Annotated in this window: 24 protein-coding genes and 5 pseudogenes; 15 read left to right on the plus strand and 14 right to left on the minus strand. The window is 66.3% G+C overall.

Features of this window, described 5'->3' with window-relative positions; genetic code table 11:
- Positions 1-131: 131 nt before the first annotated feature.
- The 3 genes from EET10_RS06600 to EET10_RS29500 form a co-directional block, all read right to left on the minus strand.
- Entirely contained in the window at positions 132-2,351 is a 2,220-nt protein-coding gene (locus EET10_RS06600; protein WP_036407760.1) for a recombinase family protein, read from the minus strand.
- Positions 2,344-2,514, minus strand: a complete 171-nt coding sequence (locus EET10_RS29495; protein ID WP_167480138.1) for a hypothetical protein — start codon at positions 2,512-2,514, stop codon at positions 2,344-2,346. The genes EET10_RS06600 and EET10_RS29495 overlap by 8 nt, the downstream gene beginning before the upstream one ends.
- Positions 2,515-2,592: 78 nt before the next feature.
- On the minus strand, positions 2,593-3,009 hold the full coding sequence (locus tag EET10_RS29500; protein WP_218028521.1) for a hypothetical protein: 417 nt from the start codon (positions 3,007-3,009) through the stop codon (positions 2,593-2,595).
- Between EET10_RS29500 and EET10_RS06605 the strand changes: the two are divergent.
- A pseudogene (locus EET10_RS06605) lies at positions 2,893-3,321 on the plus strand (ATP-binding protein); the annotation flags it as partial. The gene EET10_RS29500 and the pseudogene EET10_RS06605 overlap by 117 nt on opposite strands.
- Positions 3,322-3,722: 401 nt before the next feature.
- Here EET10_RS06605 and EET10_RS06610 read toward each other — a convergent pair.
- From EET10_RS06610 to EET10_RS29120, 3 genes are all read right to left on the minus strand, one after another.
- The gene (locus EET10_RS06610) at positions 3,723-4,289 is read right to left on the minus strand and encodes a hypothetical protein (protein WP_036398038.1); all 567 of its coding nucleotides are present in this window, start codon (positions 4,287-4,289) and stop codon (positions 3,723-3,725) included.
- 11 nt (positions 4,290-4,300) lie between these two features.
- A complete protein-coding gene (locus tag EET10_RS06615; protein WP_082273130.1) occupies positions 4,301-4,870 on the minus strand; it encodes a hypothetical protein in 570 nt (189 codons plus the stop codon).
- Between the two features lie 229 nt (positions 4,871-5,099).
- Complete coding sequence (locus tag EET10_RS29120) at positions 5,100-5,468, minus strand: hypothetical protein (RefSeq protein ID WP_136624714.1); 369 nt, start codon at positions 5,466-5,468, stop codon at positions 5,100-5,102.
- 79 nt (positions 5,469-5,547) lie between these two features.
- On the opposite strand from EET10_RS29120, the gene EET10_RS30615 reads away from it, so the two are divergent.
- Positions 5,548-5,916, plus strand: a complete 369-nt coding sequence (locus tag EET10_RS30615) for a hypothetical protein (RefSeq protein ID WP_246013757.1) — start codon at positions 5,548-5,550, stop codon at positions 5,914-5,916.
- A 91-nt stretch (positions 5,917-6,007) separates the two neighbouring features.
- On the opposite strand, the pseudogene EET10_RS32180 reads toward EET10_RS30615, so the two are convergent.
- Together EET10_RS32180 and EET10_RS29125 are read right to left on the minus strand one after the other, a co-directional pair.
- Positions 6,008-6,391: pseudogene (locus tag EET10_RS32180) on the minus strand (PPE domain-containing protein); the annotation flags it as partial.
- Positions 6,392-6,404: 13 nt separating this feature from the next.
- On the minus strand, positions 6,405-6,722 hold the full coding sequence (locus tag EET10_RS29125; protein WP_136624715.1) for a PE family protein: 318 nt from the start codon (positions 6,720-6,722) through the stop codon (positions 6,405-6,407).
- 307 nt (positions 6,723-7,029) lie between these two features.
- Between EET10_RS29125 and EET10_RS06630 the strand changes: the two genes are divergently transcribed.
- Together EET10_RS06630 and EET10_RS06635 are read left to right on the plus strand one after the other, a co-directional pair.
- On the plus strand, positions 7,030-7,512 hold the full coding sequence (locus tag EET10_RS06630) for a cation:proton antiporter regulatory subunit (protein ID WP_036404450.1): 483 nt from the start codon (positions 7,030-7,032) through the stop codon (positions 7,510-7,512).
- 4 nt (positions 7,513-7,516) lie between these two features.
- A complete protein-coding gene (locus tag EET10_RS06635) occupies positions 7,517-8,662 on the plus strand; it encodes a cation:proton antiporter (RefSeq protein WP_036404339.1) in 1,146 nt (381 codons plus the stop codon).
- Positions 8,663-8,673: 11 nt separating this feature from the next.
- Here the strand turns inward: EET10_RS06635 and EET10_RS06640 are convergent, their stop codons facing one another.
- Complete coding sequence (locus EET10_RS06640; protein WP_122501984.1) at positions 8,674-9,198, minus strand: Rv3235 family protein; 525 nt, start codon at positions 9,196-9,198, stop codon at positions 8,674-8,676.
- A gap of 218 nt (positions 9,199-9,416) precedes the next feature.
- Here EET10_RS06640 and EET10_RS30135 point away from each other — a divergent pair, with 218 nt between their 5' ends.
- The 8 genes from EET10_RS30135 (at position 9,417) to EET10_RS06680 (ending at position 17,072) form a co-directional block, all read left to right on the plus strand.
- Positions 9,417-10,826 (plus strand): WS/DGAT/MGAT family O-acyltransferase, encoded by a 1,410-nt coding sequence (locus EET10_RS30135; RefSeq protein ID WP_036404334.1) that lies wholly within the window; start codon positions 9,417-9,419, stop codon positions 10,824-10,826.
- A gap of 65 nt (positions 10,827-10,891) precedes the next feature.
- Positions 10,892-11,764 (plus strand): polyphosphate kinase 2, encoded by an 873-nt coding sequence (gene ppk2, locus EET10_RS06650; protein ID WP_036404332.1) that lies wholly within the window; start codon positions 10,892-10,894, stop codon positions 11,762-11,764.
- Between the two features lie 33 nt (positions 11,765-11,797).
- Positions 11,798-12,298, plus strand: a complete 501-nt coding sequence (locus EET10_RS06655; protein WP_122501986.1) for a DUF6912 family protein — start codon at positions 11,798-11,800, stop codon at positions 12,296-12,298.
- Positions 12,299-12,404: 106 nt separating this feature from the next.
- Positions 12,405-13,247, plus strand: a complete 843-nt coding sequence (locus EET10_RS06660) for an SH3-like domain-containing protein (RefSeq protein ID WP_036404330.1) — start codon at positions 12,405-12,407, stop codon at positions 13,245-13,247.
- A 10-nt stretch (positions 13,248-13,257) separates the two neighbouring features.
- Positions 13,258-13,974 carry a thiocyanate hydrolase subunit gamma gene (scnC, locus tag EET10_RS06665; protein WP_036404328.1) on the plus strand — a complete coding sequence of 239 codons (717 nt, stop codon included), beginning with the start codon at positions 13,258-13,260 and terminating at the stop codon, positions 13,972-13,974.
- Between the two features lie 10 nt (positions 13,975-13,984).
- Positions 13,985-14,347, plus strand: a complete 363-nt coding sequence (locus EET10_RS06670; protein WP_036404325.1) for a hypothetical protein — start codon at positions 13,985-13,987, stop codon at positions 14,345-14,347.
- Positions 14,348-14,550: 203 nt separating this feature from the next.
- Positions 14,551-15,696, plus strand: a complete 1,146-nt coding sequence (locus tag EET10_RS06675; RefSeq protein WP_063468206.1) for a ferredoxin reductase — start codon at positions 14,551-14,553, stop codon at positions 15,694-15,696.
- 89 nt (positions 15,697-15,785) lie between these two features.
- Positions 15,786-17,072, plus strand: a complete 1,287-nt coding sequence (locus EET10_RS06680) for a fatty acid desaturase family protein (RefSeq protein ID WP_063468207.1) — start codon at positions 15,786-15,788, stop codon at positions 17,070-17,072.
- Positions 17,073-17,169: 97 nt separating this feature from the next.
- Here EET10_RS06680 and EET10_RS06685 read toward each other — a convergent pair.
- Positions 17,170-18,212: pseudogene (locus tag EET10_RS06685) on the minus strand (thiolase family protein); the annotation flags it as partial.
- On the opposite strand from EET10_RS06685, the pseudogene EET10_RS06690 reads away from it, so the two are divergent.
- Positions 18,188-18,433 (plus strand): annotated as a pseudogene (locus tag EET10_RS06690) (winged helix-turn-helix transcriptional regulator); the annotation flags it as partial. The pseudogenes EET10_RS06685 and EET10_RS06690 sit on opposite strands and share 25 nt — an antisense overlap.
- Here EET10_RS06690 and rsgA read toward each other — a convergent pair.
- Both rsgA and aroA read right to left on the minus strand, forming a co-directional pair.
- On the minus strand, positions 18,420-19,412 hold the full coding sequence (gene rsgA, locus EET10_RS06695; protein WP_063468213.1) for a ribosome small subunit-dependent GTPase A: 993 nt from the start codon (positions 19,410-19,412) through the stop codon (positions 18,420-18,422). The pseudogene EET10_RS06690 and the gene rsgA sit on opposite strands and share 14 nt — an antisense overlap.
- A complete protein-coding gene (gene aroA, locus EET10_RS06700) occupies positions 19,409-20,695 on the minus strand; it encodes a 3-phosphoshikimate 1-carboxyvinyltransferase (protein WP_099188690.1) in 1,287 nt (428 codons plus the stop codon). The genes rsgA and aroA overlap by 4 nt, the downstream gene beginning before the upstream one ends.
- Before the next feature lie 72 nt (positions 20,696-20,767).
- Here aroA and EET10_RS06705 point away from each other — a divergent pair, with 72 nt between their 5' ends.
- Positions 20,768-21,532, plus strand: a complete 765-nt coding sequence (locus EET10_RS06705; RefSeq protein WP_036404443.1) for an SOS response-associated peptidase — start codon at positions 20,768-20,770, stop codon at positions 21,530-21,532.
- 63 nt (positions 21,533-21,595) lie between these two features.
- Positions 21,596-22,209: pseudogene (locus tag EET10_RS06710) on the plus strand (3-hydroxyacyl-CoA dehydrogenase family protein); the annotation flags it as partial.
- A 107-nt stretch (positions 22,210-22,316) separates the two neighbouring features.
- Here the strand turns inward: EET10_RS06710 and EET10_RS06715 are convergent.
- Together EET10_RS06715 and EET10_RS06720 are read right to left on the minus strand one after the other, a co-directional pair.
- Complete coding sequence (locus EET10_RS06715; protein ID WP_122501987.1) at positions 22,317-23,738, minus strand: phytoene desaturase family protein; 1,422 nt, start codon at positions 23,736-23,738, stop codon at positions 22,317-22,319.
- Positions 23,735-25,513, minus strand: a complete 1,779-nt coding sequence (locus tag EET10_RS06720; RefSeq protein WP_036404317.1) for a DUF3556 domain-containing protein — start codon at positions 25,511-25,513, stop codon at positions 23,735-23,737. Before EET10_RS06720 ends, EET10_RS06715 begins: the two co-directional genes overlap by 4 nt.
- Positions 25,514-25,580 lie beyond the last annotated feature (67 nt).

Here is a 25,580-nt window from a genome sequence, read left to right on the forward strand (position 1 = left end):
AATTTCCTTTCCCTGGTTGTCTCATCCGGTCCAGATTCGGGCCGGATGCTGCGTTGTTATGGGTTTTCATGGTCACGCAGATGGTGCGACCGGGTGCTCTGGACCGGATGCGACACGCTGGCCTCGGCGTTTCATGGCGTTGCAGCGAACAAAGCATCTTCCGGTGGTGGCAGTTGGATGGCCAGGCCCTTGCGTTGGCCGCGGTTGACATGCACCGCGTTGAGCTCGCCGCGTTGAATCCGGTCCAGGACAGTCTGTTTGGCAACGCCGAGTCGGCGGGCAGCAGCTTCGAGCCCAACCCATCCCTCGGGCGCGTCCGGGGTGATCTTGGCTTGCAGCTCGGCGTCGATGCGGATTCGCCACGGGCCGCCGGGGCCGTGCTGCTCGCCGCGGATGAACCCGCTGGCCAGCCACCGGTAGAGGGTGGCTCGGGAGGTGCCCAGCAGCGTCTGGGCTTCGGCGATGCTGACCATGTGCACATCCTCGTCGATGGGTCCGACAGGTTCGCTGGGACCGGCGATCCGGTGTTTGCGGCGCAGGCTGCCGACCCGGTCGCGGGTGAACGGCAACCCGGTCGCGGTGATCACGCCTTGCCGGGCAAGCAGGCGCGCGATCGTCGCGTCGTCGTAGTGGGCGGCCAGCCGTCGAATACGCTCCAGCGTGTCGGCCTCGGTGCGGATCGCGCTGTCCACGCCGCGGCGCGGCAACGCGACGGTGATATCGGTATGAGCGCTGCCTTCCCACCGGATCCGGATCGCGGCCTGACCAGCGTCGCGGTCGACGTTGATGACGACCTCACCGATCAGCAACCGCAGCAACTGCTTTCGTTCTCGGATGGTGGTGGTGTCGGCGTCGAACACCGCCCGCAGGTCAGCACCCGCGTGGGATAGCCAGGCCACCTCTTCCTCGGTGAGCACCGCCGGCCGCCGGGACTGCTGCGCGGCCAGGTCGGCCTCGGCTTGACGTAGCGTGCCCAGCCGTACTTCCCAGTCGCGTTCCAGGCTGCGGGCGACCAACCGGTTCTCCGGCTCGACCGCGTCGAACTGGCGGCGGGCTCGCTGGGCCTCGTAACGGGCCCGCTCGACGCCCAGCTCGAACGCGCGCACCCGCCGGGCATGCTGATCCTCGGCCTCGGCCAGTGCGGCGGCGGTGGCCGCCAACGCGGCCGGCTGCAACACGGTGAACATCTCCTCGACCACGGCGGCGTCCAGGCGGCGTCCGCTCAGACTCTGGCAGCTGCGCGCCGAGCCGTACAACCGCAGTCCCTGCGCGCACAGATACCGTGGGACTCGGCCATCGGGGCCGGAGTAGCCGACCAGCATCCGCCGCCCGCACTTGCCGCACACCACCAGCCCCTGCAGCAAGGCGCGGCCCTCACGCACCGCCCCGCCGCCCTGCCCTTTGGGCGGGTGCACGTTGGCGCGCAACCGATCCTGGTTGGCCAGATAGGTCTGCCAGGACACATAGCCGGGATGATGATCCGGGATGGTCACCTCCCACTGCTCACGCGGCAATTCCTGATCGCGGACCACGATGCGGCCGGCCTCGTCCAGACGCCGACTCACCTTCGTTCGCCCGAACACGTACGCCCCACCATAGGCGGGGTTGGTCAAAAAATCGTGGACCGCCGGGTAGGTCGCCTCGGCCCAGCGGATGACCCGCGCGCCGGCGGACCGGCGCGGCAGCCGCAGGCCATCCGCACGCAGCGACAGCACCACCTGACGCGCCGAACCCAGCTCGTCGAACCGGTCGAACACCGCCGTGATCGCGGCGCGGACCGCCTCATCCCGGCTGAGCACCACCCGGTCGTCCTGGTCATAGTCCAGCCCCACCGGCAGCAGTTGGCGCAGCTCGCCCCGCGCGGCCTTGTGCCGCAGCCCGGCATTGAGCCGCGACCGCAGCACGTGCAGCTCAGCCTCGCTCATCGTGCCCTTCAACCCAAGCACGAGCCGGTCGTTGTAGTCACCGGGGTGATACATCCCGTCCGCGTCGGCGATCAGGGTGTCGGTCATCGCGCACAGATCCAGCAGGTGATACCAGTCTGCGTTGCAGCGCGCCAACCGAGACACTTCGATGCCCAGCACCAGGCCGACCTGCCCCAACCCGACCGCGGCGACCAATTCCTGAAACCCGTTGCGTGCGTTCGCATCCGCGCCCGAACAACCCAGGTCGTCATCGACCACCCGTACCCGGTCAGCTGGCCACCCCAAGTGCTGCGCTCGCTGCGCGAGTTCGTATTGCCGGTTGAGGCTTTCGGTGTTTTCCCGCACCTGCGTCATCGTCGATTGCCGCACATACACCCACGCCTGTCGTTGCAGGTGCGTTGCCCGGATCTTGGTCAGCTCAGCCATCGCTGCCGTCCTCGGCCAGCACACCCCTGGCGATCATCCGGGCCAGCAGCGACAACACTTGCGCCCGTGTGGGTTCCGGCAGCTGCTCCCAGCTCCCGGCGACACGCTCCTGCTCCCACGGCAGCCGCAGTTGCACCGCGGCCGCTATCCTGACTCCTCGCACGGCTCACCTCCTGGTCTCGTTGGCGCGGATCCAGTGAGGTGAGCCTTGCCCATCCCGGCCGTAACTGGTCGGACCCGGTCACGACGACACGCCCGTGTCACGCGCCAGCCGGGACCGCAACCGTCGAACCCCCTCGACCGACAACGTCGTCGCCAACCCCGCCAACACGGCGGCGTCGCTACCGAAGACATCCGTCGCGTCGGCCGCCACCATGCCCGGCGTGCCGTCCGGCAGCACGACCACCAGCCTCAGCACGCCCTGTCGTCGACGAAATGACAACGCTCGCAACTGTTCCCCGTACAATGGGTGCGCGCGATCAGTTACCGTGATCTCGCACGGCAGCACCGCGCGAAGCTGTTGCAGTCTGTCGCCTGCGCTGTCGGCGTCGGGAAAACCCATGTGGCACAAGCACTTGGGCATCACGTCGCCCGTCGGGGCGGCGACGTCCGGTTCGTCAAGTGCGCCCGCATGCTCGCCGACCTGGCCGGTGGCCACGCCGATCGCACCATCGGTCAGCGCATGCGCGAATACACCAGGCCGTTGGTATTGATCATCGATGACTTCGCGATGCGTGAACACACCACCACCCAGTCCGACGATCTCTACGATCTGGTCTCCGATCGGGCAATCGCTGGCAAACCCTTGATCCTGACCAGCAACCGCGCCCCCAAGGACTGGTATCCGCTGTTCCCCAACCCCGTCGTGGCCGAATCACTGCTCGACCGGCTGATCAACACCAGCCACCAAGTCCTCATGGACGGACCCAGCTATCGGCCCCGGAAACGACCCGGCCGCTCCACCAACTAGACACCGCCCCCCACGGGCCGGTAAGACCTACACCGAGGCCCGCACCTGGGGAATTACGTGACGCCAGCCCCTGGGGAATTACGCGACGGACGACACCAACCCAGCGCACAACACAAGATTTCCATTGTCGAACACCGGCGAGGTGGCGCTGAAACTGTGAGAGGCTCGCGTCGGAAGTGTCTATCAGAAGACGGTTGATTGACGCCTGAACAACATTTGATAATTAATCATCCCCGCTCGGAAGGGGCTTTCTCATTTTGATACCCCGCGTCGAAGCATTTCGTCCACGCATTGAGAATTAAATACCGGTAAACTACCCGGATGCCGGGGCGCAGATTCTTATTTGGTCTGTGGGGTGATGCCGAACTTTAGGGTAACTCTGAAATTCAATAATTTCTTTATCAATCTTCGGGCCAGTACTTCGACGCAAACATGAACAGTCCCCAGCTGAATGCCGCACCGTGGCGCTCTCCATTCCAAGGAAATTCGTACTCTTCGTGGGCGGGGAGAAGTTTGTCGAACAGGGTCCACTTGAGGCCACCCGTCAAGGGGCCAAACTGTTTCGTGAACTCACTGATGTCCATACTCCAGGGGGGCAACTCGGTTGGCGAATCGACGCGGGATGAATCGCTCCTCGAGTGCCAGTACCGTGCCGACTCAAGCACTCCTTCTTCACTGGCGGTCGCGGTGAAGTCAAATCCAGGCCACAATACGCTGCTGTATTTCAGTGATTTCGAGGACTGGCCTTCCATGCCCAGCACCTTCTTCATGTTTTCGAAACGAGAGGCTTCGTCGCCAAGAGCTTCGGATACCCGCTCATGTATGCGTTGTGCGTCAGCGACGGAAAGCCCGTGTTCGGCTAGCTTGTTTTCTAGCAGTTTCGCATTCTTGTTGACCATTCGTATCTTCATTGTCATGAGCAGGTAAATCTCGAAGTCGAGTATCTCAGAAACCGAAGCTGTATTCATCGTTTATTCCTTCATTTACCGAGGTAAGGCAAGAATTGGGTAAGGTCGCCCTTGAACACTGCAACCGAACCGTCAGAACGTACTATCAGTGCTACCTTCTGAGGTAACATCGCGGGTAGCACCACCTTTGTTCCATCGGGTAGGTTGACAATTCCGCCAGTGTCACCGAACGCTGTCTGAGCGGCAATCTCGGCTGCCTCCGCGGCCTGTTCCTGGTCAAGGTGCAGGGAAGTTACCTTGTCCGCCAAGGCCTGGAGCTGCCCGGAACCCTTCGGAACCGTCTTTACTTCCTCACCAATTTTCTTCGCCTGGTCGGCAATACTTGGGCTTGGGGGCGTGCCCGGTTGTGGTTGGGCGCCGGGCGTACGGGGTTGTTGTGGTGCGGGTTGTGTCCAGTATGGGATGTCGGCGCGTTTGGCGTCGTTGGCGGGCGGGTATTGGGCGTTGGCCGCATCTAATTGGCGCTCGAGTTGGGCCTTCAAGCTGTTGTAGTACCAGGCTTCTTGGTTATAAACCTGAACCGCGTTCCAATCGGAAGGATTGGGCGGATTGAGATTGTGGTGGTCGATGTCGCTTGTCAACTTGGTGTAGGCGTCTCGCGTCGCTTGCAGCGAAGGCGGGGGCGGTGGGCTGGCCCAGGGCGGAATGGGGGGCTGCCCCAGCGGTGGTTTGCCCGGCGGCGGAGACGGTGGCGGTGGAATCGGTGGTTGCGGCGCCAGCGGTGGCAGCACGGGTGGTGCTTGGGGTGCTGGGCCGGCTCCAGAACCCAGCATTTGGGCGCCGGGGCTCCCGGAGCCGCTAGGACCGCCGTCACCGGTGGAGGTCCCTGGTGGGCCGCCCTGCGGCGTAGCCGGTGGGGGCGGTGGCGGGGGTGCCGGAGGTTGGGGTGGGGGTGGGGAGTTGAGGGGTGTGGGCGGTGTCGCCGGGGTCGAGCGGGGGCGCTGGTGACGACGGGCCGCCGGGTCGTGGTGGTTGTGGGTGGACGTAGGCCAGCGGCTGCACCGTCGAGCGGGGCGCGGTGGTGACTGGACTGTGCAGCGTAGCGGCGGTGAGCATGCCAGCGGGTGCGCCGATACCGGGTCGCTTCACGGATGGTGGGCTGAACCCGTCACCGGAGGGCCGGATGTAGCTGGTTGCTCCCGCACCCGGATAACCACTGACCACACCAGCTGATTCCATTTGTGATCCGGCTGGCGGGGACAGGGTGCCAGCGCGGCTCCGCAGCGCCTCGCTAAGCCGCGCAGAACCCGGCCCCTCGATGGCTGGGCCGGCGATTCCTTCGGCGGGTGCGGCCTGGGCGAACATCCCCATCGGAGGCTGCGGCGCCCGGGCTAGCGTCGAAGCCCCGGCGGGCGTGGCCGCCGCCGAGGCACCACTTGGGGACGCCGACGCTGAGACCGAGCCGGCCAACGGCGCCGGCGGCGCACCTCCCATCCCGGCACCGACGGTTGGCGGGGCGATGACCGCGTGGGCGGCTTGCTCGCCGGCCTGCAGGGTTGCTTCGGCCGCGCTGATCGCCCCGGTGTCGGCCAACCCCACCACCGCGGCAGCCGGCGACCCGCCGGACACCGCCGGCGGAAACGGCACCATGACCGCCGCCGCGGCCGCGCGCAACGCCGCCCCGTAGGTCGCGCCATAGGCCGCCCCCGCGGCCGCATCTGCCCGTCATACTGCAGGTCCAACGCCACGATCTGCGGGGTCAACGCCCCCCACACCAGCGGGTTGAGCTGCCGGGCGGTGGCCTCATCGCATCGATTGGCCACCGCCTCCTGCGCGGTGACCATCGACGCCACCGCGCTCTGATGCGCGCCGGCCGCCGCCACCACATGGGATGCCTTCTCCAGCAGCGCCGCCGCCAGCAACTCATGCTGGGTATCCAGCGCACCCTGGGTGACCGCCGAGGCCGTCGCCCCCACCCCGCGCCAATTGGTGCCATACGTGGCCGCCCCACTGGCCGCCGAGGCCGCTACCACCGCCTGCACCTGCGCCGCCTGCGCGCTCAACGCTTCGGCATACGCCAACGTCGAGGCCGGACCAGACCCCGACACCAACGCCGTGTAATTGGCCTCCGGGCCAAACGCCGACCAGGGATGCGCCACCACAACCCGCTAACCGCTACCGGATCCGGGCCACCGCGCGCATCGCCTCACCAGCCACCGCCATCGCGCCGGCCACCCACTGGGCATCAGAAAACACCCCGCGCCCCGCCCCATACTCACCAGCGATGCCCACAAACGCCGCCCCCATCACAGCTAGCGCCGCGAACGCCGCCGAATCGATATCCACGCCCACCGGCACCACCGCCGATAACCTCGGTGTAGCCGCAGCCACCCCAGCACCCAGCCTCGCCGCCAACCCCGCCTGCGTCATCGCCGAAGCCCCCACCACCACCGGCGCCACCGCAAACACCACACCCAAGACCTCCGACTCCACACCCCGCAGACAAAACCCCCCAACCCTAACCCGCACCTGCCACCCCCGCACTGCACCAAACTCATACGCACCCGCGCCCACGACCGCGTCCACCGGGTGGCCACCGAACGCCGCAAAAAACCGCGCCACCCACCTGAACCGGCGAGCCGAGTCCGCCCGGGATGCCGGACCGGCCACGCCCGCCGGCTCCATGGCCGCCCTTCTGACGGGTAGCGGCCTTCGCAGGTGGAGGCTCTAGGACGCCATCGGCTATGAAATTAGCCGGTGGCACTTCTCTCTCGATGCCATTTCGTCGAGTATGGGCGGCATGGATGTCAAGGAAGTGCTGCTGCCGGGCGTCGGTCTGCGGTACGAGTTCACCAGCCACAAGGGTGAGCGGATCGGCATCATCGCCCGGCGCACCGGCGATTTCGACATCGTCGTGTACACCGCCGAGGACCCTGACGAATGCCGGCCGGTCTTCCGCCTCACCGACGAAGAGGCCGACACCGTGGCCCAGATTCTCGGCGCACCCAGAATCGCCGAGCGGTTCACCGAGCTGACCCGCGAGGTGCCTGGGCTCGAGGCTGGCCAGATCTCGGTCGAGCCCGAGAGTCCGTTCGTCGGCCGGCCGCTGGGCGACACCCGCGCCCGCACCCGCACCGGCGCCTCGATCGTCGCGATCGTCCGCGGCGACGACGTGGTCGCCTCGCCCGGCCCCGCGGAAACGCTGCGGGCACGCGACGTCCTGATTGTGATCGGCACCGAAGAGGGCATCGTCGGAGTCCGCCAGATCGTCAACAAAGGCTGAGCCGGTGGATGTTTCGGAGGCGCTGCTATTCGAGCTCGGCGCCCTCTTGGTCATGCTTGCTCTGCTCGGCGCCCTCGCCCGGCGGTTCGCATTGTCGCCGATCCCGGTCTACCTGTTAGCGGGTCTCGCGCTGGGTAAGGGCGGCATCCTGCCGGTGGCTGCCGCCGCTGACTTCGTCAGCACCGGCGCACCCATCGGCATCGTGTTGCTGCTGCTGACGTTGGGCCTGGAGTTCTCCGCGACCGAATTCGCCAGCAGCCTGCGTCATCATCTGCCGTCGGCCGGCGTCGACATCGTCCTCAACGCCACGCCCGGCGCGGTGACCGGCTGGCTGCTTGGGTTGGACGGCGTTGCCGTCCTGGCGCTGGCCGGCGTCACATACATCTCGTCGTCGGGTGTGATCGCGCGATTGCTCGAGGACTTACGCCGCCTGGGCAACCGCGAAACTCCGGCGGTGCTGTCGGTGCTGGTGCTCGAAGACTTCGCGATGGCCGGCTACCTGCCGATGTTCACGGTGCTGGCATTGCGCGGCAGCTGGCTGGACGCGCTGGGCGGGACGCTGGCCGCGATCGGCGCCCTTGTTGCGGCGTTTGCCGCGTCCTACTACTGGGGCCATCACGTGGGCCGCCTGGTGGCGCACCCCGACTCCGAGCAACTATTGCTGCGGGTCTTGGGCATCACCTTGCTGGTCGCGGCGGTGGCCGAGTCGTTGCACGCGTCGGCTGCTGTCGGCGCGTTCCTGGTGGGCCTGACCCTGACCGGGGAAACGGCCGACCGGGCGCGCAAGGTGCTGGGTCCGCTGCGCGATCTGTTCGCGGCGATCTTCTTCCTGGCGATCGGGCTGTCGGTCGGCCCCAAGGAGCTGCTTCCGATGCTTCCGGTGGCCGTCGTGTTGGCGGCGGTGACCGCCGCGACCAAGGTGCTGACCGGGATGTACGCCGCCCGCCGTGACGGAGTGGCGCGGCGCGGCCAGTTGCGCGCGGGCACCGCGCTGATTGCCCGAGGTGAGTTCTCGCTGATCATCATCGGGTTGGTCGGCGCGTCGATCCCCACAGTGGCGGCGCTGGCGACGTCGTATGTCTTCATCATGGCGATCATGGGCCCGGTCGTGGCGCATTACGCCGGCGGGCCGCTGCGGGCCGCTGCCTGAGACGAAGTCCGTCAGCCGATGTGCAAGGCGACGACCAGCCAGCGCCCTCCGGCTCCGGCGGTCACCCGTTCCACACGACAGGCGATCGCGTGGATCCGGTCTCCGCGGCTGTAGCTGCCGAACACCTCCGCCGCGGAGTCCGAGGACCCGACCGGTTGCAGTCGAACCCGGCGCAATACCGCGGTCCCGTACTGAGCGGCCACCACGTCGCTGACCGACAGCACGGCGTCGACCAGGTTGGGCGCCAGCAGCGAACGTAGCTGCGCGGCGGGACGACGGCGGTCGATGACTTCGAGCACTCGACGCAGTGCCGCGTCGGTGAAGACGCCTGCCTGGCGCATGGGCGCCGACATGCTCTGGGTCGTCGGCTGCTTGCTGCGGGGCCGGCGAGGCGCCCGTAGACTGCGCGGGCGTAAAGGTGCCTGCGTTGCTTGTCGGCACCGGGGGACTGCTCGGGTGGGCGGTTCATACTCGACCACCGGGACAACGGCGAAGGTCGGACGATGAGGTGGGTGGGAGCCAGGACTGATGCTCAACGGGCACTCTCCAGATCAAAACAGGTCAAACGATGGCAACGAGAGGATGTGGACCGCGCGGCCTGCTGGAGAGTGGCAGACAAACTGCCGGTCATCATTGCACACACCACGCCGGCGTGTACCCGCCCCGCAATGTGGCCGCGTCGAGTGGCTACCGTGAGCCACATCGGTCCAACCGCCAGATTGGGGACGAATTGACAAGGAGGACAGGGCCGTAAATGGTGACCCGGTTGTCCACGACGGACGCGTCTTTCTATCGGCTGGAGAACACCGCCACCCCCATGTACGTCGGGTCGCTGATGATCCTGCGCCGGCCGCGGGCCGGACTGAGCTACGAGACGCTGTTGGCCACCGTTGAACAGCGGCTGCCGCAGATACCGCGTTACCGGCAGAGGGTACGCGAGGTGAAGATCGGCATGGCCCGCCCCGTGTGGATGGACGATCCCGAGTTCGACATCACCTATCACGTCAGGCGCTCGGCGTTGCCGTCGCCAGGCAGCGACGAGCAACTGCACGAACTGATCGCGCGGCTGGCTGCCCGGCCGCTGGACAAGTCGCGGCCGCTATGGGAGATGTATCTCGTCGAGGGCCTGGAAAAGAATCGCGTTGCCCTCTACACCAAATCGCACCAGGCCCTGATCAACGGGGTGACGTCACTGGCCATCGGCCACGTCATCGCCGATCGGACGCGGCGTCCACCGCCGTTCCCCGAAGACATCTGGGTACCGGAACGCGACCCCGGCCACACCCGCTTGGTGCTGGGCGCCATCGGGGACTGGCTCATGGGGCCGGGAGCGCAGTTGCAGGCCGTCGGATCCGCGGTCGCCGGCGCGGTCACAAACTACGGCCAACTCGTCGACGCCGGCCGCCGGGTTCTCGATGTCGCGCGCACCGTGGCGCGCGGCACCGCACCCAATAGCCCGCTCAACGCCACCGTGTCGCGCAATCGACGATTCACGGTGGCTCGCGGACGGCTCGAGGACTATCGGGCGGTACGTGCCCGCTATGACTGCGACATCCACGACGTGGTGCTGGCCGTGATCGCCGGCGCGCTGGGCAATTGGCTGATGTCGCGCGGTGAGACGGTGGCGCCGACGGCGACGGTACGGGCTATGGCTCCGCTCGCCGCCTACGTTGATGACCAATTCGATTCAACGGGCCCCGGCCAGGCCATGAGCCAGGTGACCCCCTTCCTGATAGACCTGCCGGTGGGCGAGGGCAACGCCGTGGTGCGGCTGTCCCAGGTCGCGCACGCCACCGAATCGAACCCGACGGCCGCCAGCCTGGTGGACGCCCGGACCATCGTGACGCTGTCCGGCTTCGCGCCACCCACCTTGCATGCCATGGGCGTCCGGGTGGCGACCAGTTATTCGGCAAGGTTGTTCAACCTGCTGATCACCAATGCCCCTGGGGCGCAATCGCAGATGTACGTCGCGGGCACCAAGCTGCTGGAGGCTTACGCGGTGCCGCCGCTACTGCACAACCAGGCGCTGGCCATCAGCGTGACGTCCTACAACGGCATGCTGTATTTCGGGATCAATGCCGACCGCGACGCGATGAGCGATGTCGACCTGTTGCCGGGCTTGCTAAGCCAATCGCTCGAGGAGCTGCTGGAGGCGTCTCGGTAATTGTCCCGGTATTGTCCCGGTAATTGTCTCGGTGGGAATGGCTCGTGGAGTTACCATCCGATGTTGTGAGCACTGCGATAACCAACGGCGCGCCGGCCAAGACGGCGAAGACGAAGAAGAAGTCAACCCCGTCGGCCAAGCGCAAGATCCCGGCCAACGTCTACCATGCCGAATTATTCAGGCTGCAAACAGAATTCGTGAAGCTACAGGAGTGGGTGCGGCATTCCGGGGCGCGCCTGGTGGTCGTCTTCGAGGGCCGCGACGGAGCCGGCAAAGGTGGGACCATCAAAAGGATCACCGAATACCTCAACCCGCGCGTGGCCCGTATCGCGGCGTTGCCCTCCCCGACCGACAGGGAACGCGGACAGTGGTATTACCAGCGCTATATCGCACACTTGCCCGCCAAGGGCGAAATCGTGCTCTTCGACCGCTCGTGGTATAACCGCGCCGGCGTTGAAAAAGTCATGGGATTCTGTACGCCGCAAGAGCATGCGCTGTTCTTGCGGCAGACGCCGATCTTCGAGCACATGTTGATCGACGACGGGATCTTGTTGCGCAAGTATTGGTTTTCGGTGTCCGACGAGGAACAGTTGCGACGTTTCAAAGCCCGGCGCAGCGACCCCGTCCGGCAATGGAAGCTCAGCCCGATGGACCTGGAATCGCTGTACCGGTGGGAGGATTACTCACGCGCCAAGGACCAGATGATGGTGCACACCGACATCCCGACCAGCCCGTGGTATGTAGTGGAATCCGATATCAAAAAGCATGCGCGGCTGAACATGATGGCCCACCTGTTGTCCACCATCGACTACCGCGACGTGGAGAAGCCGAAGGTCAAGTTGCCCAAACATCCGTTGGTGAGCGGCAACTACCAGCGCCCGCCGCGTGAATTGTCCAACTACGTCGAAGACTATGCGGCGACGTTGGTCGATGGTTAGCGCGGCGATCAAGCGGGCTCGGCGACTCGGCCCATGATGCAGGTCTACGTCCCGGCCACCCTGGCCATGCTGCGGCAACTTGTCGCCGACGGTTCGCTGTGGCCGGTCAACGGCACGGCCTTCGCGGTGACGCCGAAATTGCGGGAGTCCTATGCCGAGGGCGACGACGACGAACTTGCCGAGGTGGCTCTGCAGGAGGCTGCGTTGGCGTCCCTGCGTCTACTGGCCGACGACGGAGGCGAGGGTCTGCCGCCGCGACGCGTGGTGATTGCCGCCGAAGTGGACGGCGTCACGTTGCGCCCCGATCTCGACGACGCCGTCGTCAGACTGACGGCGCCGGTTGCGATGGATCGGGTGGTCGCCGCCTATGTCGACAACGCAGCCGCCGAACCGGCCGTCACTGCGGCGATAGCGGTGATCGACGCCGCCGATCTCGGCGACGAGGACGCCGACCTGGTCGTCGGTGACGCCCAGGACCATGATTTGGCGTGGTATGCCAACCAGGAGTTGCCGTTCCTGCTCGACTTGCTTTGACAGCGTATTGCCAGGTGTCCTGCGGCGTCGGTCCAAGACCGGCGGTGCTGTCGGGTAGTAGCATCACTGCACCGTCCGCAACGCTCCCGGTGCCAGAGGAGTGGTCATGAGTACAGCCGCTGACCGTGCCCGTCAGCTCGACCTGGTTGCCCGACTGAAGTCGGCCTATCCCGAGCTTCCGGACGCCCCGACTCCCGACCTGCTCGACCACGATCGCTTCTGGGCGTACCTGAAGACCAACCATGACGTCGGCGGTGAGCCGGACGCGCCCATGAAGTACGAGAACAAACAGTACGAGTACTGGGAGCACATGACGTATGTGCTCTGCGAAGTGCTTGCGTGGCGCGGTATTTGGCTGTCGGAGGAGCGCCGGCGGATCGGCAACGTCGACGTGGGACGTGCGGTCTATCTCGGCTTTCCCTACTACGGTCGCTGGCTCTGGGCGGTCGCACGGGTGCTGGTGGAAAAGCATCACATCAGCCTGGGTGAGCTCAGTGAACGAATGGCAGCGGTCAAGGCCCGCTATGCCGGTGGCCTCGACGGTAAAAAGCTTGAGGCGCAACCGAACTCAGAAGGTGACGGCGCCGGCGTGATCCGCAATGCCCACCACACCCATGCGGTCGGCAAGGGCGATCCGCAGGTGTATGCGGGTCTGGCCGGGCAGCCGAGGTTCCGCGTCGGCGACGCGGTGGTGGTGCGCGAACTGCCTGCGTTGTTGTATACCCGCACCCCGGAATACGTACGGGGCGCCGCCGGCGAAATCGCATCGGTCGCCTACGAAAGCCCGGCCCCCGAGGACGAGACGTGGGACCGGCCCGATTCGCAGCCGGAGTGGTTCTACATCGTCCGGTTCAACCTGTCCGAGCTATGGCACGGGTACACCGGGACCACCAGCGACACCTTGCAGACCGAGCTACCCGAGCGGTGGCTGGCGGCGGCCGGAGGGTAGGAGTTTCGACATGACCGACCGGGATCACCATCAGGAGCACGACCACGAGCGGACGCTGGCCCCCACGGTGGACGAGATCACCGACTTCGAGGTACTCGAGATCGCGCTGCGTGAATTGTGCATCGAGAAGGGGATTTTCACCGCCGAAGAGCACCGGCACTTCACCGAGTTCGCCGAGCAGATCAACCCGACGCCGGCCTCGCACCTGGTGGCGCGCGCGTGGCTGGATCCTGGGTTCAAGCAACTGGCGCTCACCGATGCGCTGGCGGCCAGCAAAGAGGTCGGCGTCGACTGGCTGGAACCCACCGGCTTCGGCACGCCCAGTGACTTCACCGCGTTCCAGATCCTCGAGGACACGCCGACGTTGCACCACGTGATCGTCTGCGCGTTGTGTTCTTGTTATCCGCGACCGATTCTCGGCAACTCTCCGGAGTGGTACCGCACGCCCAACTATCGCCGGCGGATGGTCCGCTGGCCGCGTCAGGTGCTTGCGGAATTCGGGCTTTATCTGCCCGACGACGTCGCGATCCGGGTGGAGGATTCCAACCAGAAGCACCGGTTCATGGTGCTGCCCATGCGCCCGGAGGGTACCGACGGCTGGGACGAAGACCGGCTGGCCGAGATCGTCACCCGGGACTGCTTGATCGGCGTGGCCCTGCCCAAACCGGGTGTCACGACCAACGTCATCACCGCCACCCGGGCGGCCATCCATCCTGCCGGTGAGTGACGGGCAGCCCATGAGGGATCCGGAGCCGATCGAGCTGACGACCGTCGCGCCGCTGCAGAAGATCGTGGAACGCAATCAGGTCTGGTCGCGAATGGCCGCAAAGTATGGCGTGACCAACCCGGTGCCCCCGTGGAAGACCAGCTTGGACGGCCTGTGCGACGCGCTCGACCGCGCCGCCTGCAGCGCGGACATTCCTGATTTCAAGCAGCGACGAGATGAGGAAGACGCCCTCTCGGCCAGCCTCTATGCCAGCTTGCCCTACCCCGAGAACCAGTTGGTGGCACTGGCCCACTCGCTGGTCGCTTGCGGCGTCATCGGTGAAGCGGAGCTGGCACAACGCCTCGCCAGCATCCGCAGACGCCTCGAAGCCTGACCGGACCCCGGCTGCCGGGAAACACCGGCCACAGCCGGTTATCGGGTCCCAAACCCCGCTCGAGCGTCCTGTGATGCAGCTTGCACATTCCGGTCTGGCTACGGAACCGTAAGTTACGGTACCGTAGCTTCAATGACGTGGGCGTGAGCTTGCCCCGCTACCCAGGCGGAAGCCAATGGCCGCGCCGCAATCAGGAGCTTCGCATGAGTAAGAAACACGCGGTGATCAACGCTAAAGTCGCCGACACCAGGCGGCCGGCCGTTGCCGGCGCTGACCGGCATCCGGGCTGGCATGCGCTGCGCAAAATCGCGGAGCGAATCACGACGCCACTGTTACCCGACGACTATTTGCAACTGGCCAATCCGCTGTGGTCGGCGCGGGAATTACGGGGCCGGATCCTCGAGGTCCGCCGCGAGACCGAAGACTCGGCCACCTTGGTCATCAAGCCGGGCTGGGGCTTCAGTTTCGACTATCAACCGGGCCAGTACATCGGGATCGGGCTCTTGGTCGACGGACGCTGGCGCTGGCGCTCGTATTCGCTGACGTCGAGTCCAGTCGGGACCACCGGCTCCGCGCGCACCGTCACCATCACCGTGAAGGCGATGCCCGAAGGTTTCCTGTCCACCCACCTGGTGGCCGGCGTGGAGCCGGGGACCGTGGTGCGCCTGGCCGCCCCTCGGGGCAACTTCGTGCTGCCCGATCCCGCGCCGCGCTCGATGCTGTTTGTCACCGCTGGATCGGGGATCACGCCGGTGATGTCGATGCTGCGAACATTGGTGCGCCGCAACCAGATCACCGATATCACGCATCTGCATTCGGCGCCCACCGAAGCCGACGTGATGTTCGGCGCCGAGCTGGCCGCCCTGACCGACGACCATCCCGGGTATCGGCTGAAGGTGCGCAAGACCCGCACCGAGGGCCGTCTGGACCTCGCCCGGCTCGGCGACGAGGTGCCCGACTGGCGCGACCGGCAAACCTGGGCGTGCGGACCCGCCGCCATGCTCAACCAGGCCGAAAACGTCTGGGCCGAAGCTGGTATCAGCGACCGGCTGCACCTGGAGCGGTTCGCAGTGTCCAAGGCGGCACCCGCCGGCGCGGGTGGCACGGTCACGTTCGCCCGCAGCGGGAAGTCCGCGGCGGCGGATGCCGCGACTTCGGTGATGGATGCGGGCGAGGGCGCCGGTGTGCAGATGCCTTTCGGATGCCGCATGGGCATCTGTCAATCGTGTGTGGTCGACCTGGTAGCGGGTCACGTGCGCGACTTGCGGACCGGTCAGGAGCATGATCCCGGCACGCGGATCCAGACCTGTGTGTCGGCCGCCTCGGGTGACTGTGTGGTCGACATTTAAAGCTACCCGCTGGTAACTTACGGATACGTAGCCTACGATGGCGTAGGTACGGTTTCGATCAAAGAGACGTACGACGTAGGGAGAAGACAATGGCGATAACCGACGTCGACGTATTCGCGCATCTGACGGACGCCGACATCGAAAACCTGGCAGTTGAGCTCGACGCCATCCGCCAGGACATCGAAGATTCGCGTGGCGAGCGCGATGCCCGCTACATCCGCCGCACCATTGCCGCCCAGCGTGCGCTCGAGGTGAGCGGCCGGCTGATGCTGGCTGCCGGCTCGCGGCGCGGCGCATGGTGGGCGGGCGCGGCGACCCTGGGCGTGGCCAAGATCATCGAGAACATGGAGATCGGCCACAACGTGATGCACGGCCAGTGGGACTGGATGAACGACCCGGAGATTCACTCCTCGACCTGGGAGTGGGACATGAGCGGGTCGTCCAAGCACTGGCGCTACACCCACAACTTCGTGCACCACAAGTACACCAACATCCTGGGCATGGACGACGACGTGGGCTACGGCATGCTGCGCGTCACCCGCGATCAGCGGTGGAAGAAGTACAACATCTTCAACCTGGTCTGGAACACGATCCTGGCGATCGGGTTCGAGTGGGGAGTTGCATTGCAGCACTTGGAGATTGGCAAGATCTTCAAGGGCCGGGCGGACCGTGATGCCGCCAAGATCCGGCTGCGCGAGTTCTCCGGTAAGGCCGGCCGCCAGGTGTTCAAGGACTACGTGGCGTTCCCGGCACTGACGTCGTTGTCGCCCGGCGCGACATACAAGTCCACCTTGACCGCCAACGCGGTGGCCAACGTGATCCGCAACGTGTGGTCCAACGCCGTGATCTTTTGCGGGCATTTTCCCGACGGCGCTGAGAAGTTCACCAAGACGGACATGATCGGCGAGACGAAGGGGCAGTGGTACCTGCGACAGATGCTGGGCAGCGCCAACTTCGACGCCGGTCCCGCGCTGCGCTTCATGAGCGGCAACCTGTGCCACCAGATCGAGCACCACCTGTACCCCGACCTGCCGAGCAACCGCCTCGCCGAGATCTCACTGCGGGTGCGCGAGGTATGCGACAAGTACGACTTGCCTTACACCACAGGACCGTTCCTGGTGCAGTACGCCAAGACGTGGCGCACGCTGGCCAAGCTGTCGCTGCCCAACAAGTATCTGCGCGACAATGCCGACGACGCGCCGGAGACGCGCAGCGAGCGGATGTTCGCTGAACTGGAACCGGGTTTCGCGGGCATTGATCCGGCGACTGGGCGCCGGCGTGGTCTCCAGAGCGCGATTGCGGCGGTGCGTGGCTGGCGGCGCGGTAGGCGTCTGCCCCCGGCATCGTCAAGCGCCACAGACGATCTGGCGGCCTAGCGGCCGTCGCCCAGTGTGTAATGACTGCGAGAATTCGCCGATATTCTCGCAGTCATTACACGTTCGGCGCGCCATGGCGTGCGGTATGCCGATCTCCCTAGTCGAGCCGCTCGATGATGGTGGCATTGGCCATGCCGCCGCCTTCGCGCATCGTCTGCAGCCCGTAGCGCCCGCCGCGCTGGTGCAGCGCGTTGACAAGCGTGGTCATAATGCGCACGCCACTGGCCCCCAGTGGGTGGCCGATCGCGATGGCCCCGCCGTTGACATTCGCCTTGGTCAGATCGGCGCCGGTGTCGTGTGCCCAGGCCAGTACGACCGGAGCGAATACCTCGTTCACCGCAAACAGGTCGATGTCGGCCAACGTCAAACCGGCTCGGCGCAATACATTTTCGGTGGCAGGAATGACCCCGGTCAGCATGTAGAGCGGGTCGGAGCCGACCACCGTCGTGGTGTGGATGCGGGCCAGCAGGCGCAGGCCGAGCTTGGCGGCGACGTCGCTGCTCGTGATCAACACCGCGGCACTGCCGTCGGACAGCGGCGACGAGTTGCCCGGCGTGATTGACCAATTGATCTGCGGGAAACGGTCTTTCAGCGCCACGCTGTAGAAGGCCGGCGGCAGCCCTGCCAGGGTCTCGATCGTCGTGCCGGGCCTGATGCTCTCGTCGGACGCGAGCCCGGCGATCGGGATCAGCTCGGCGTCGAAGAGCCCTTCTTAGGTGGCTTGAGGGTGGCCCGAGCCGCCTTCTCGTGGCTGGCTGCCGAGAACTCGTCGAGTTCGGTGCGAGAAAAGCCCCACCGTGCTGCGATCAGCTCGGCGCTGATGCCCTGCGGCACCAGGCCTTCCGGGTAGCGCCGGGTCATGTCGTCGCCCGTCGGGTTGCTCCCTTGCAGTACCGAGGTGCCCATCGGAACCCGGCCCATCGACTCCACACCACCGGCAATGACGAGGTCGTAAGCGCCGGCCAAAACGCCCTGAGCGGCGAAGCTGATGGCCTGCTGGCTGCTGCCGCACTGGCGGTCGATCGTGACGCCGGGAACCGATTCCGGGAAGCCTGCGCCCAACAACGCGTTGCGTGCGATGTTGGCGGCCTGGTCGCCGACCTGGGTGACGGCCCCGGCGACCTTATCGCCAACCCGGGCAACGCAGCCGCGACGAATATGTGCTCACCGAAGCCGGTTTCGATTTCATGCCGGTGGTCTTTGCGATGTTCCGTTGGGGCAAACGGCATCTGGCGAGTGGCGATCGGTTCCAACTGACCCTCTTGGGCTGCGGCGCCGCTGCACAGATCAAAATACGTTGCGGCAAAGAGCATCTGGTACCGCCCGACGAGCTTGGTATCCGGCTGGTCACGTCTCCCTGAGTACTGCTAGCAGTCTGCGCGCGGCGGCGACCCGCCGCGCGGCAGGCCCGGACAAGCCTTCCAGTGCGCATTCGGGATCGGCGGGCGGCCCCATATGCCCACAGCCGCGCGGGCAGTCGTGAATTGCCGCGGCCAGGTCGGCGAACGCCAACAGCACGTCTTCGGACCGGATGTGGGCCAACCCGAACGAACGGATCCCCGGGGTGTCGATCACCCAGCCCGAACCTTCGTTGCCGGTTTGCAGCGGCAATGCCAAGGATTGTGTCGAGGTATGCCGGCCTTTGCCGACGTCGGTGACCTCCCCGACCGCCCGATCAGCTTCCGGCACGAGGCGATTGACCAGCGTGGACTTGCCGACTCCGGAATGTCCGAGCAGGACGGTGATCTTACCGTCGAGCAAGCCGGCCACCGCGAGCAGCGGGTCGTCCCGGCCCGCGACCACTACGGTGAGGTCCAGGTCGGCGAACTGTTCGGCGAACGGCCCGGGTGGGGCCAGGTCGGTCTTGGTCAGGCACAGTATGGGCGTCAGCCCGCCCGCGTACGCGGCGATCAGTGCCCGGTCGACCAGGCCGGTGCGTGGCGGCGGATCCGCCAGCGCGACTACGATTAGCAGTTGATCGGCGTTGGCGACAACCACTCGTTCGGTGGGATCGGTGTCATCGGCGGTGCGGCGCAACACCATTCGTCGCGGGCCCCGCCGGACGATGCGGGCCAGCGTGTCCGGCCGCCCGGACAGGTCGCCCACCACGTCGACGTCGTCTCCGACAACGATGGGCGTGCGGCCCAGCTCGCGTGCCCGCATGGCGGTGATGCGACGATCCGGGTCCCCGCCGAGCACACAACCCCACCGGCCGCGGTCTACGCTGACCACCATTGCGGCCTCGGCGTCGGCATGTTCGGGGCGGGTTTTGGTCCGCGGCCGCGAACCGCGGCCGGAGCGGACCTTGACGTGGGATTCGTCGTAATCGCCGGGCCTCAAGCGTTTGGCCCCGCGACCATCTCGGCCCACAGCCGTGGAAACTCCGGCAGCGTCTTGGTGGTGGCGCCGATGTCGTCCACCTCGATTCCGGCGACCCGCAGTCCGATGATCGCGCCGGCCATCGCCATCCGATGATCCGCATAGGCGCGCCAGAGGCCGCGTCGTAACGGGGTCGCGGTGATCACCAGGCCGTCCGACGTTTCCCGGCAGTCACCGCCCAGGCGGTTGATCTCGGTGCTCAGCGCGGCGAGGCGGTCGGTTTCGTGGCCGCGCAGGTGGGCGATGCCGGTCAGCCGCGACACCGATCCCGGGGTGGCAAGCGCCGCCACTGCGGCTACCGACGGCGTGAGCTCACCGACGTCGCGCAGGTCGACGTCGAACCCGTGGTAGACGGCGGGCCCTCGCACCTCCAACATTGAATCTGTATGCGAGACAACGGCATTGAGCTTTCGCAGGACATGCAGTATGTGGTCGGCGGGCTGGACGCTGTCGGCCGGCCAGCCGGTGATACGCACCATGCCGCCGCTGACCACGGCCGCCGCCAGGAATGCCGCCGCATTGGTGAGATCCGGTTCGACTTCCCACTGGCGTGCCTCGACCGCGCCGGGCGCGACCCGCCAACGATTCGGAACCGAGTCGTCGACGTCGACGCCGGCCTGGCGCAGCATTGCCACCGTCATCGCGATGTGCGGTGCCGACGGCAGCGCCGCGCCGGTGTGCTGCACGGTCAGTCCCTGGGTGAACGATGCCGCGGACAGTAGCAGGCCTGACACGAACTGCGACGACGCGGATGCGTCGATGGCGACCGTGCCGCCGGCGACCGATCCGGTGCCCTGGACGCGGAAAGGCAGACCCGCACCGTCGACCTGGACGCCCAGACCGCGCAGCGCATCCAGCAGCGGCGCGATGGGCCGGGCCCGGGCCTGCTCGTCGCCGTCGAAAGTGACCACGGCGGCGCTCAGTGCCGCCAGCGGCGGGACGAAACGCAACACCGTGCCGGCCAGGCCGCAATCCACTCGGGCACCGGGACCGGGGTCCAGCCGGCCACTGACCGTCAGTTGGGAGCCCGTCCCGTCGACGCGCAGGCCCAGGGTTTGCAGCGCGGCGATCATCAGATCGGTGTCCCGGCTGCGCAACGCGCCGCTGATCATCGAGGAGCCTTGCTGTTGCGCGGCCGCCAGCGCAGCCAGCACCAGTGTGCGGTTGGTCTGCGATTTCGAGCCCGGAACGGTCACCGTCGCGTGCACCGATGCCGGCATAGACGGGGCCGGCCAGGCCTGCAGGGGCTCGGTGCTGCTCACGGCTACATCCTGCCGTGTCGGCGGTTGTCGTGTGTACCAGGCACCATGGGATTCATGTGCGGACGATTCGCGGTCACCATCGATCCCGCCCGGCTGGCCGAGGAAATCAAGGCGATCGACGAAACCACCGGCGCCGGACCTACGGCCGAGGCGCCCAACTACAACGTGGCGCCGACCAACGCCATCATGACGGTCGTGTCGCGCCACAGCGAGCCGGATGATCAGCCATCGCGCCGGGTGCGGCTCATGCGCTGGGGCTTGATCCCGCCGTGGGCCAAGGCCGCGCCGGACGGCGCGCCCGACACAAAGGGCCCGTTGCTGATCAACGCCCGCGCCGACAAGGTCGCCACGTCCCCCGCGTTCCGGAATTCAGCGCAGCGCAAACGCTGCTTGGTGCCCATGGACGGATGGTACGAATGGCGCGCCAATCCCGATGCCGCGCCGGGGCGCAAGACCGCCAAGACCCCGTTCTTTCTGCACCGCCGCGACGGCGACCCGGTGTTCATGGCCGGGTTGTGGTCGGTGTGGAAGCCCGATAAAGCGGCTGCGCCGCTGCTGAGCTGCACAATCATCACTACGGACGCCGTGGGGCCAATGGCCGAGATCCACGACCGGATGCCGCTGATGCTGGCCGAATCCGACTGGGACGCCTGGCTGAATCCGGATGCCCCGCTGGATCCGGAGTTAGTGGCCCGTCCGCCGGACGTGCACGACATCGAGCTGCGTCGGGTGTCGACATTGGTCAACAACGTGCGCAATAACGGGCCGGAGCTGATCGAGGCCGCCGAGCGGCAATCGGAGCAGATGAAGCTGCTGTAGTGGCGGCTATGAACTCCGGCGTCACGTAGTTTCGCGGGCATGTCGGGGCGGAATCTGTCGCCGCTCGACGACGCCTGGCTCGCCGTCGAGTCGGTTCCCGAGAGGCTCGAGATCAAGATTCCGCTGTGGGGCCAGATCGACCACGCGGCACCGCCGGACACCATCTTCGCGACCAACCCTTCGTCGTTCGCGTCACGGCTGATGGCCGCAAACATCAGAGACAAAACGCGCTTATGCAACACGCATTTTTACATGCCGCCACAGTTCAACGCACTCGACCTGATGTCGGACGGCGAAACCGACCGCGGCCTGCTGGACACCTGCTGATCGTCCTGCCCGAGTTCGGTGTCCATCGCTTCGAGACGCGCCGCGAATGCACCGGCTTCGTCTTCAATCGCGTCTGGGCCGCAATCAAACGCGAGCCACTGGCTGTCGTCGCCGAAGGCGTGGCCCGCCCGGAGGATGTCGACGGGATGTTCAGGGTGAACTGGCGGGTGCCGGTCGGGCCGTTCCAGATGAAGGGCCTGGTTGGCCTCGACGTGGTCCTCGACATCGAGAACCACTACGTCGACGAGTTTCCGTACTTGCCCAGGCATGCGCGGGACGTGTTGCAGCGACACGTCGATGCCGGGAAGCTCGGCGTCAAATCCGGTCAGGGCTTTTACAAGTACACCTAGCGCGTTCGCAGGGCAGCTGTGCGAGCAGCCGCGAAAGCCCCAAAACCCCTGGCGTGGCGGGAGCTTTCGCGTCTGCTCGCCCAGCACTGCTCGCCCAGCAGGGGGAGTTACGCACGCCGAGCCAGATAGGCGAGCGCGAGCTTGGCGGCGTTGGCGCCGCACATGCCGTGCGCACCGGGTCCCGGTGGGGTGGCCGCCGAGCAGATGTACATACCGGGCACACCAATGGTGTACGGCGACAGCGTGGTTCGCGGCCCGAATACCAGCTGGCGAATGTCCTTTGCGCCGGTCATGATGTCACCGCCGACATAGTTGGCGTTGTAGGAAGACATTTGCAATGTGGTACGGACGGCCTGTCCCACGATGCGTTCCCGGAACCCGGGAGCGAACCGCTCGATCTGGGCGATGATCGCCTCTGCGGCGTCGCCGGTGTAGCCGTTGGGGACGTGCGCGTAGCTCCACACCGGGTGAACGTTGCCGACCGAGCGTCGCGGATCGGCCAGATACTGCTGACCAACCAGTACGAACGGCCGCTCCGGCATGCGTCCGGCATGGATCTCCCGCTCGGTCGCGGCAAGTTCGGAGTAGGTGCCGGCCAGGTGCACCGTGCCGGCCCGATGGGCATCCGGGTTCGTCCAGGGCACCCCGCCCTCGACGGCGAAGTCGACTTTGAACGCACCCGGACCACGCCGAAACCTGGTGAAGGCAGCCGAAATACGGCGCGGAAGACGGTCCCCCAGGATCCCGGCGACCGCGCTCGGCGCCAGATCGAACATGGTGACGTCCGCCGGTGGCAGCTGCGACGCCGTCGCGACCCGGACACCGGTCTCGATCTTGGCGCCCAACCCATCCAGCAGCGCCACCATAGCGTTGGTGATTGACTGCGATCCGCCTTCGGCCACTGCCCAGCCGTGGCGGTGGCCGGCCGCGATGATGCCCATCCCGACAGCGGAGGTCAATGGGTAATGCAGCGGCCGGAAGGCGTGGGCCGCAACGCCTCCGAACAAGGCCCGCCCCTGTTCGGTGCGAAACACGCGGGCCAACGCCGACCCGGGAAGCACAGTGGGTGCGCCGAACCGGGCGAGCATCAGCGGATGGTGCGGGAACCGCAGCAATGGCCGCATGATGTCCTCGCTCAGCGCGTCGAACCGGGCGGCCGGGTAGCCGAAGGCCAGCCGCCACCGCGACCCGTCGTAACCCAGCCCCGCCGCGGTCTGCTCCACCGAGCGGTACAGCACCCCGGCGCTGCCGCCGTCGAGGGGATGCACACAATCGATCTCCGGCCAGCGCCAGGACAGGCCGTACCGTTGCAGCTCGAAGCGGCTCAGGAACTCCGAGCCGACGGCCATCGGGTGGATGGCCGAGCAGTGGTCGTGCAGCAGGCCGGGCAAGATGGCCTCGCTGCTGCGGGCGCCACCGCCGACTTCGTCGGCGGCTTCGAGCACGGTCACCTGCACGCCTTCGGCGGCCAAGGAGATGGCGGCGGCAAGCCCGTTGGGCCCGCCGCCCACCACCAGGGCGGTGCTCATGCCACTGCCCTGAGTTTGTCGCCGCGCAGCGACCAGCTCACCCGAGTCGGGATGGGGCCGTTGGGCAGCCAGGGCTGTTCGGCGACCGCGTCGGCCACCTTCCAGGTGCCGCGTTCGATGACCCCGAGTGCGGCGTCGATCAGCTTGTAGTGCTGAACCCCGCTGCCGAACGCCTCCGACTCCACCCAGGCGATGACGCATTCGCCCGGCTCGAATTCGGCTTGACGCTGCACGGCCCGGATCAAGTCTTCATTGTGCAGGTGACCGTCGCCGAAGTTGAACCCGATCAACGAGTTGCACAAGAACTCGCCTTCCCGCACGGTGCGCGCGTCGACGTCGGGCAGGTGCTTCAACAACAGCGAGAACAGGCCGCGGCCCTGACTGTGCATGGCGCGCCACGCGATCGTCTTCTGCGCGGTGATCTCCGCCCACGCCGGTTCGTAGCCGAACGCGACGAACTGATCCACCTGGTTGCGCGCCGACCGGATGACCCGGTCCAGCTTCACCTCTGCGCCCGGCGCAAACGCCCACACGGCAGCGGCCCAGTTGCCGGCGTATTGCCGCAGCGAGGGCAGGAAGGAGACCTTGTCCGGCCGCAGATTGCCCAGCACCGGGAAGAACAGCAGGCCCGCCACCAGCGCGGCCGCGAGCCACGGCGAGGACATGTCGGTGACGTAGTAACCGTTCCAGGCCGGGAATCCCAGGAACAAAAACACTGTCGTGTAAGCGAATACGACATTCCACTCCAGCGGAACGGCCAGCGGGAAGGTCGAGATGATGAACAGATGGAAACCCACCATCAACAGCGCCGCGGCCAGCGTCAGCCACTTGTTCGTGGAGAAGAACAGGACCAGCGGGGCGGCGATCTCGACGAAGGTGCCGTTGACGTGCGCCATCAAATGCGCCACCCGCGACGGCAGCAGATCGCGCGGGAAGTCACGATAGTGCGCCCGCTTGAGCCATGTGAACGGGATGAAGGGACTGTTGCTCACCATCGGCGGAATGACGTTGGAGAAGTGCTTGCCGAACTTCGAGAAGCCGGCGCCGACCCACACCACCACGATCAGCATCTTCAGCGCGATGATCATGTCGGTGAACGGCAGGACGGTGAAGAAGACAAGCGCCGGGAAGTACTGCTCGCCACGGGCAGCCAGAAAGATGGTCTTGTCCCGCAGGCCGATCAGCACCAGCAGCACGATCGGCCCGACCAGCAGCGCGGGGTTGACCAGCCCGGAGATGTTGTACGGCAACGCTTTTGAGAGCCAGTCGCTGTGCACGCCCGGTGACAGTAGCGCGATGGTCACGCTGACCAACAGTGCCAGGTAGAGCCCGATGTCGAACCAGGTGCGCCGGTCGCCGTTGGTGAACGGCACCCACCGCCACGGCCGCAGCCGGATGGTGCCCGGTCGGGCCCAGAACAGGATGCCGCCGGTCATCGGCTTGATCTTGCCGGCCAGCGGACCCCACGAGCCGGCAACGCCGATGGCCTCCAGCAGCACTGTCCACAGGATGACCTTCTGGTAGACGATGGGCTGGTCCCACCATTCGGTCACGTGCCAGAAGGCCGGCAGCCCCGACGTTGCGGTGGCCAGCGTGATGCCGCCGACCGCGAAGAACACGACCAGCTTCACAATGTAGATCAGGTGCACCATCCGCGGCGCGCCGAAACCGTTTTCGGCCCAATCGACGGCGAGGATCCGCATTCGCTCCATCAGCGGTTTGCGCAAGAACGCATCCGGATCGAGTGCGGGCAGGGCCGGTTTTGTGAATCCCATTGTCTTCGCTCCTTGGGTTGCGATGAGTTTCGACAACGTTAGGAATCGCCTTGAGACCTGACACCGT

Origin of the sequence: Mycobacterium pseudokansasii, assembly GCF_900566075.1 — a bacterium.
Classification (GTDB): Bacteria; Actinomycetota; Actinomycetes; order Mycobacteriales; family Mycobacteriaceae; genus Mycobacterium; species Mycobacterium pseudokansasii.

What these genes read in the sequence shown, in the direction of transcription:
- EET10_RS06610 (WP_036398038.1), bottom strand. Translation starts at nt 4,289, where the DNA reads ATGAATACAGCTTCGGTTTCTGAGATACTCGACTTCGAGATTTACCTG.
- EET10_RS06630 (WP_036404450.1), top strand. Translation starts at nt 7,030, where the DNA reads ATGGATGTCAAGGAAGTGCTGCTGCCGGGCGTCGGTCTGCGGTACGAG.
- EET10_RS06705 (WP_036404443.1), top strand. Translation starts at nt 20,768, where the DNA reads ATGTGCGGACGATTCGCGGTCACCATCGATCCCGCCCGGCTGGCCGAG.
- EET10_RS06670 (WP_036404325.1), top strand. Translation starts at nt 13,985, where the DNA reads ATGAGGGATCCGGAGCCGATCGAGCTGACGACCGTCGCGCCGCTGCAG.
- EET10_RS06660 (WP_036404330.1), top strand. Translation starts at nt 12,405, where the DNA reads ATGAGTACAGCCGCTGACCGTGCCCGTCAGCTCGACCTGGTTGCCCGA.
- EET10_RS06680 (WP_063468207.1), top strand. Translation starts at nt 15,786, where the DNA reads ATGGCGATAACCGACGTCGACGTATTCGCGCATCTGACGGACGCCGAC.
- scnC (WP_036404328.1), top strand. Translation starts at nt 13,258, where the DNA reads ATGACCGACCGGGATCACCATCAGGAGCACGACCACGAGCGGACGCTG.
- EET10_RS06675 (WP_063468206.1), top strand. Translation starts at nt 14,551, where the DNA reads ATGAGTAAGAAACACGCGGTGATCAACGCTAAAGTCGCCGACACCAGG.
- EET10_RS29120 (WP_136624714.1), bottom strand. Translation starts at nt 5,468, where the DNA reads ATGGAATCAGCTGGTGTGGTCAGTGGTTATCCGGGTGCGGGAGCAACC.
- EET10_RS30135 (WP_036404334.1), top strand. Translation starts at nt 9,417, where the DNA reads ATGGTGACCCGGTTGTCCACGACGGACGCGTCTTTCTATCGGCTGGAG.
- EET10_RS30615 (WP_246013757.1), top strand. Translation starts at nt 5,548, where the DNA reads ATGGCTGGGCCGGCGATTCCTTCGGCGGGTGCGGCCTGGGCGAACATC.
- EET10_RS06655 (WP_122501986.1), top strand. Translation starts at nt 11,798, where the DNA reads ATGATGCAGGTCTACGTCCCGGCCACCCTGGCCATGCTGCGGCAACTT.
- EET10_RS06600 (WP_036407760.1), bottom strand. Translation starts at nt 2,351, where the DNA reads ATGGCTGAGCTGACCAAGATCCGGGCAACGCACCTGCAACGACAGGCG.
- EET10_RS06715 (WP_122501987.1), bottom strand. Translation starts at nt 23,738, where the DNA reads ATGAGCACCGCCCTGGTGGTGGGCGGCGGGCCCAACGGGCTTGCCGCC.
- EET10_RS06720 (WP_036404317.1), bottom strand. Translation starts at nt 25,513, where the DNA reads ATGGGATTCACAAAACCGGCCCTGCCCGCACTCGATCCGGATGCGTTC.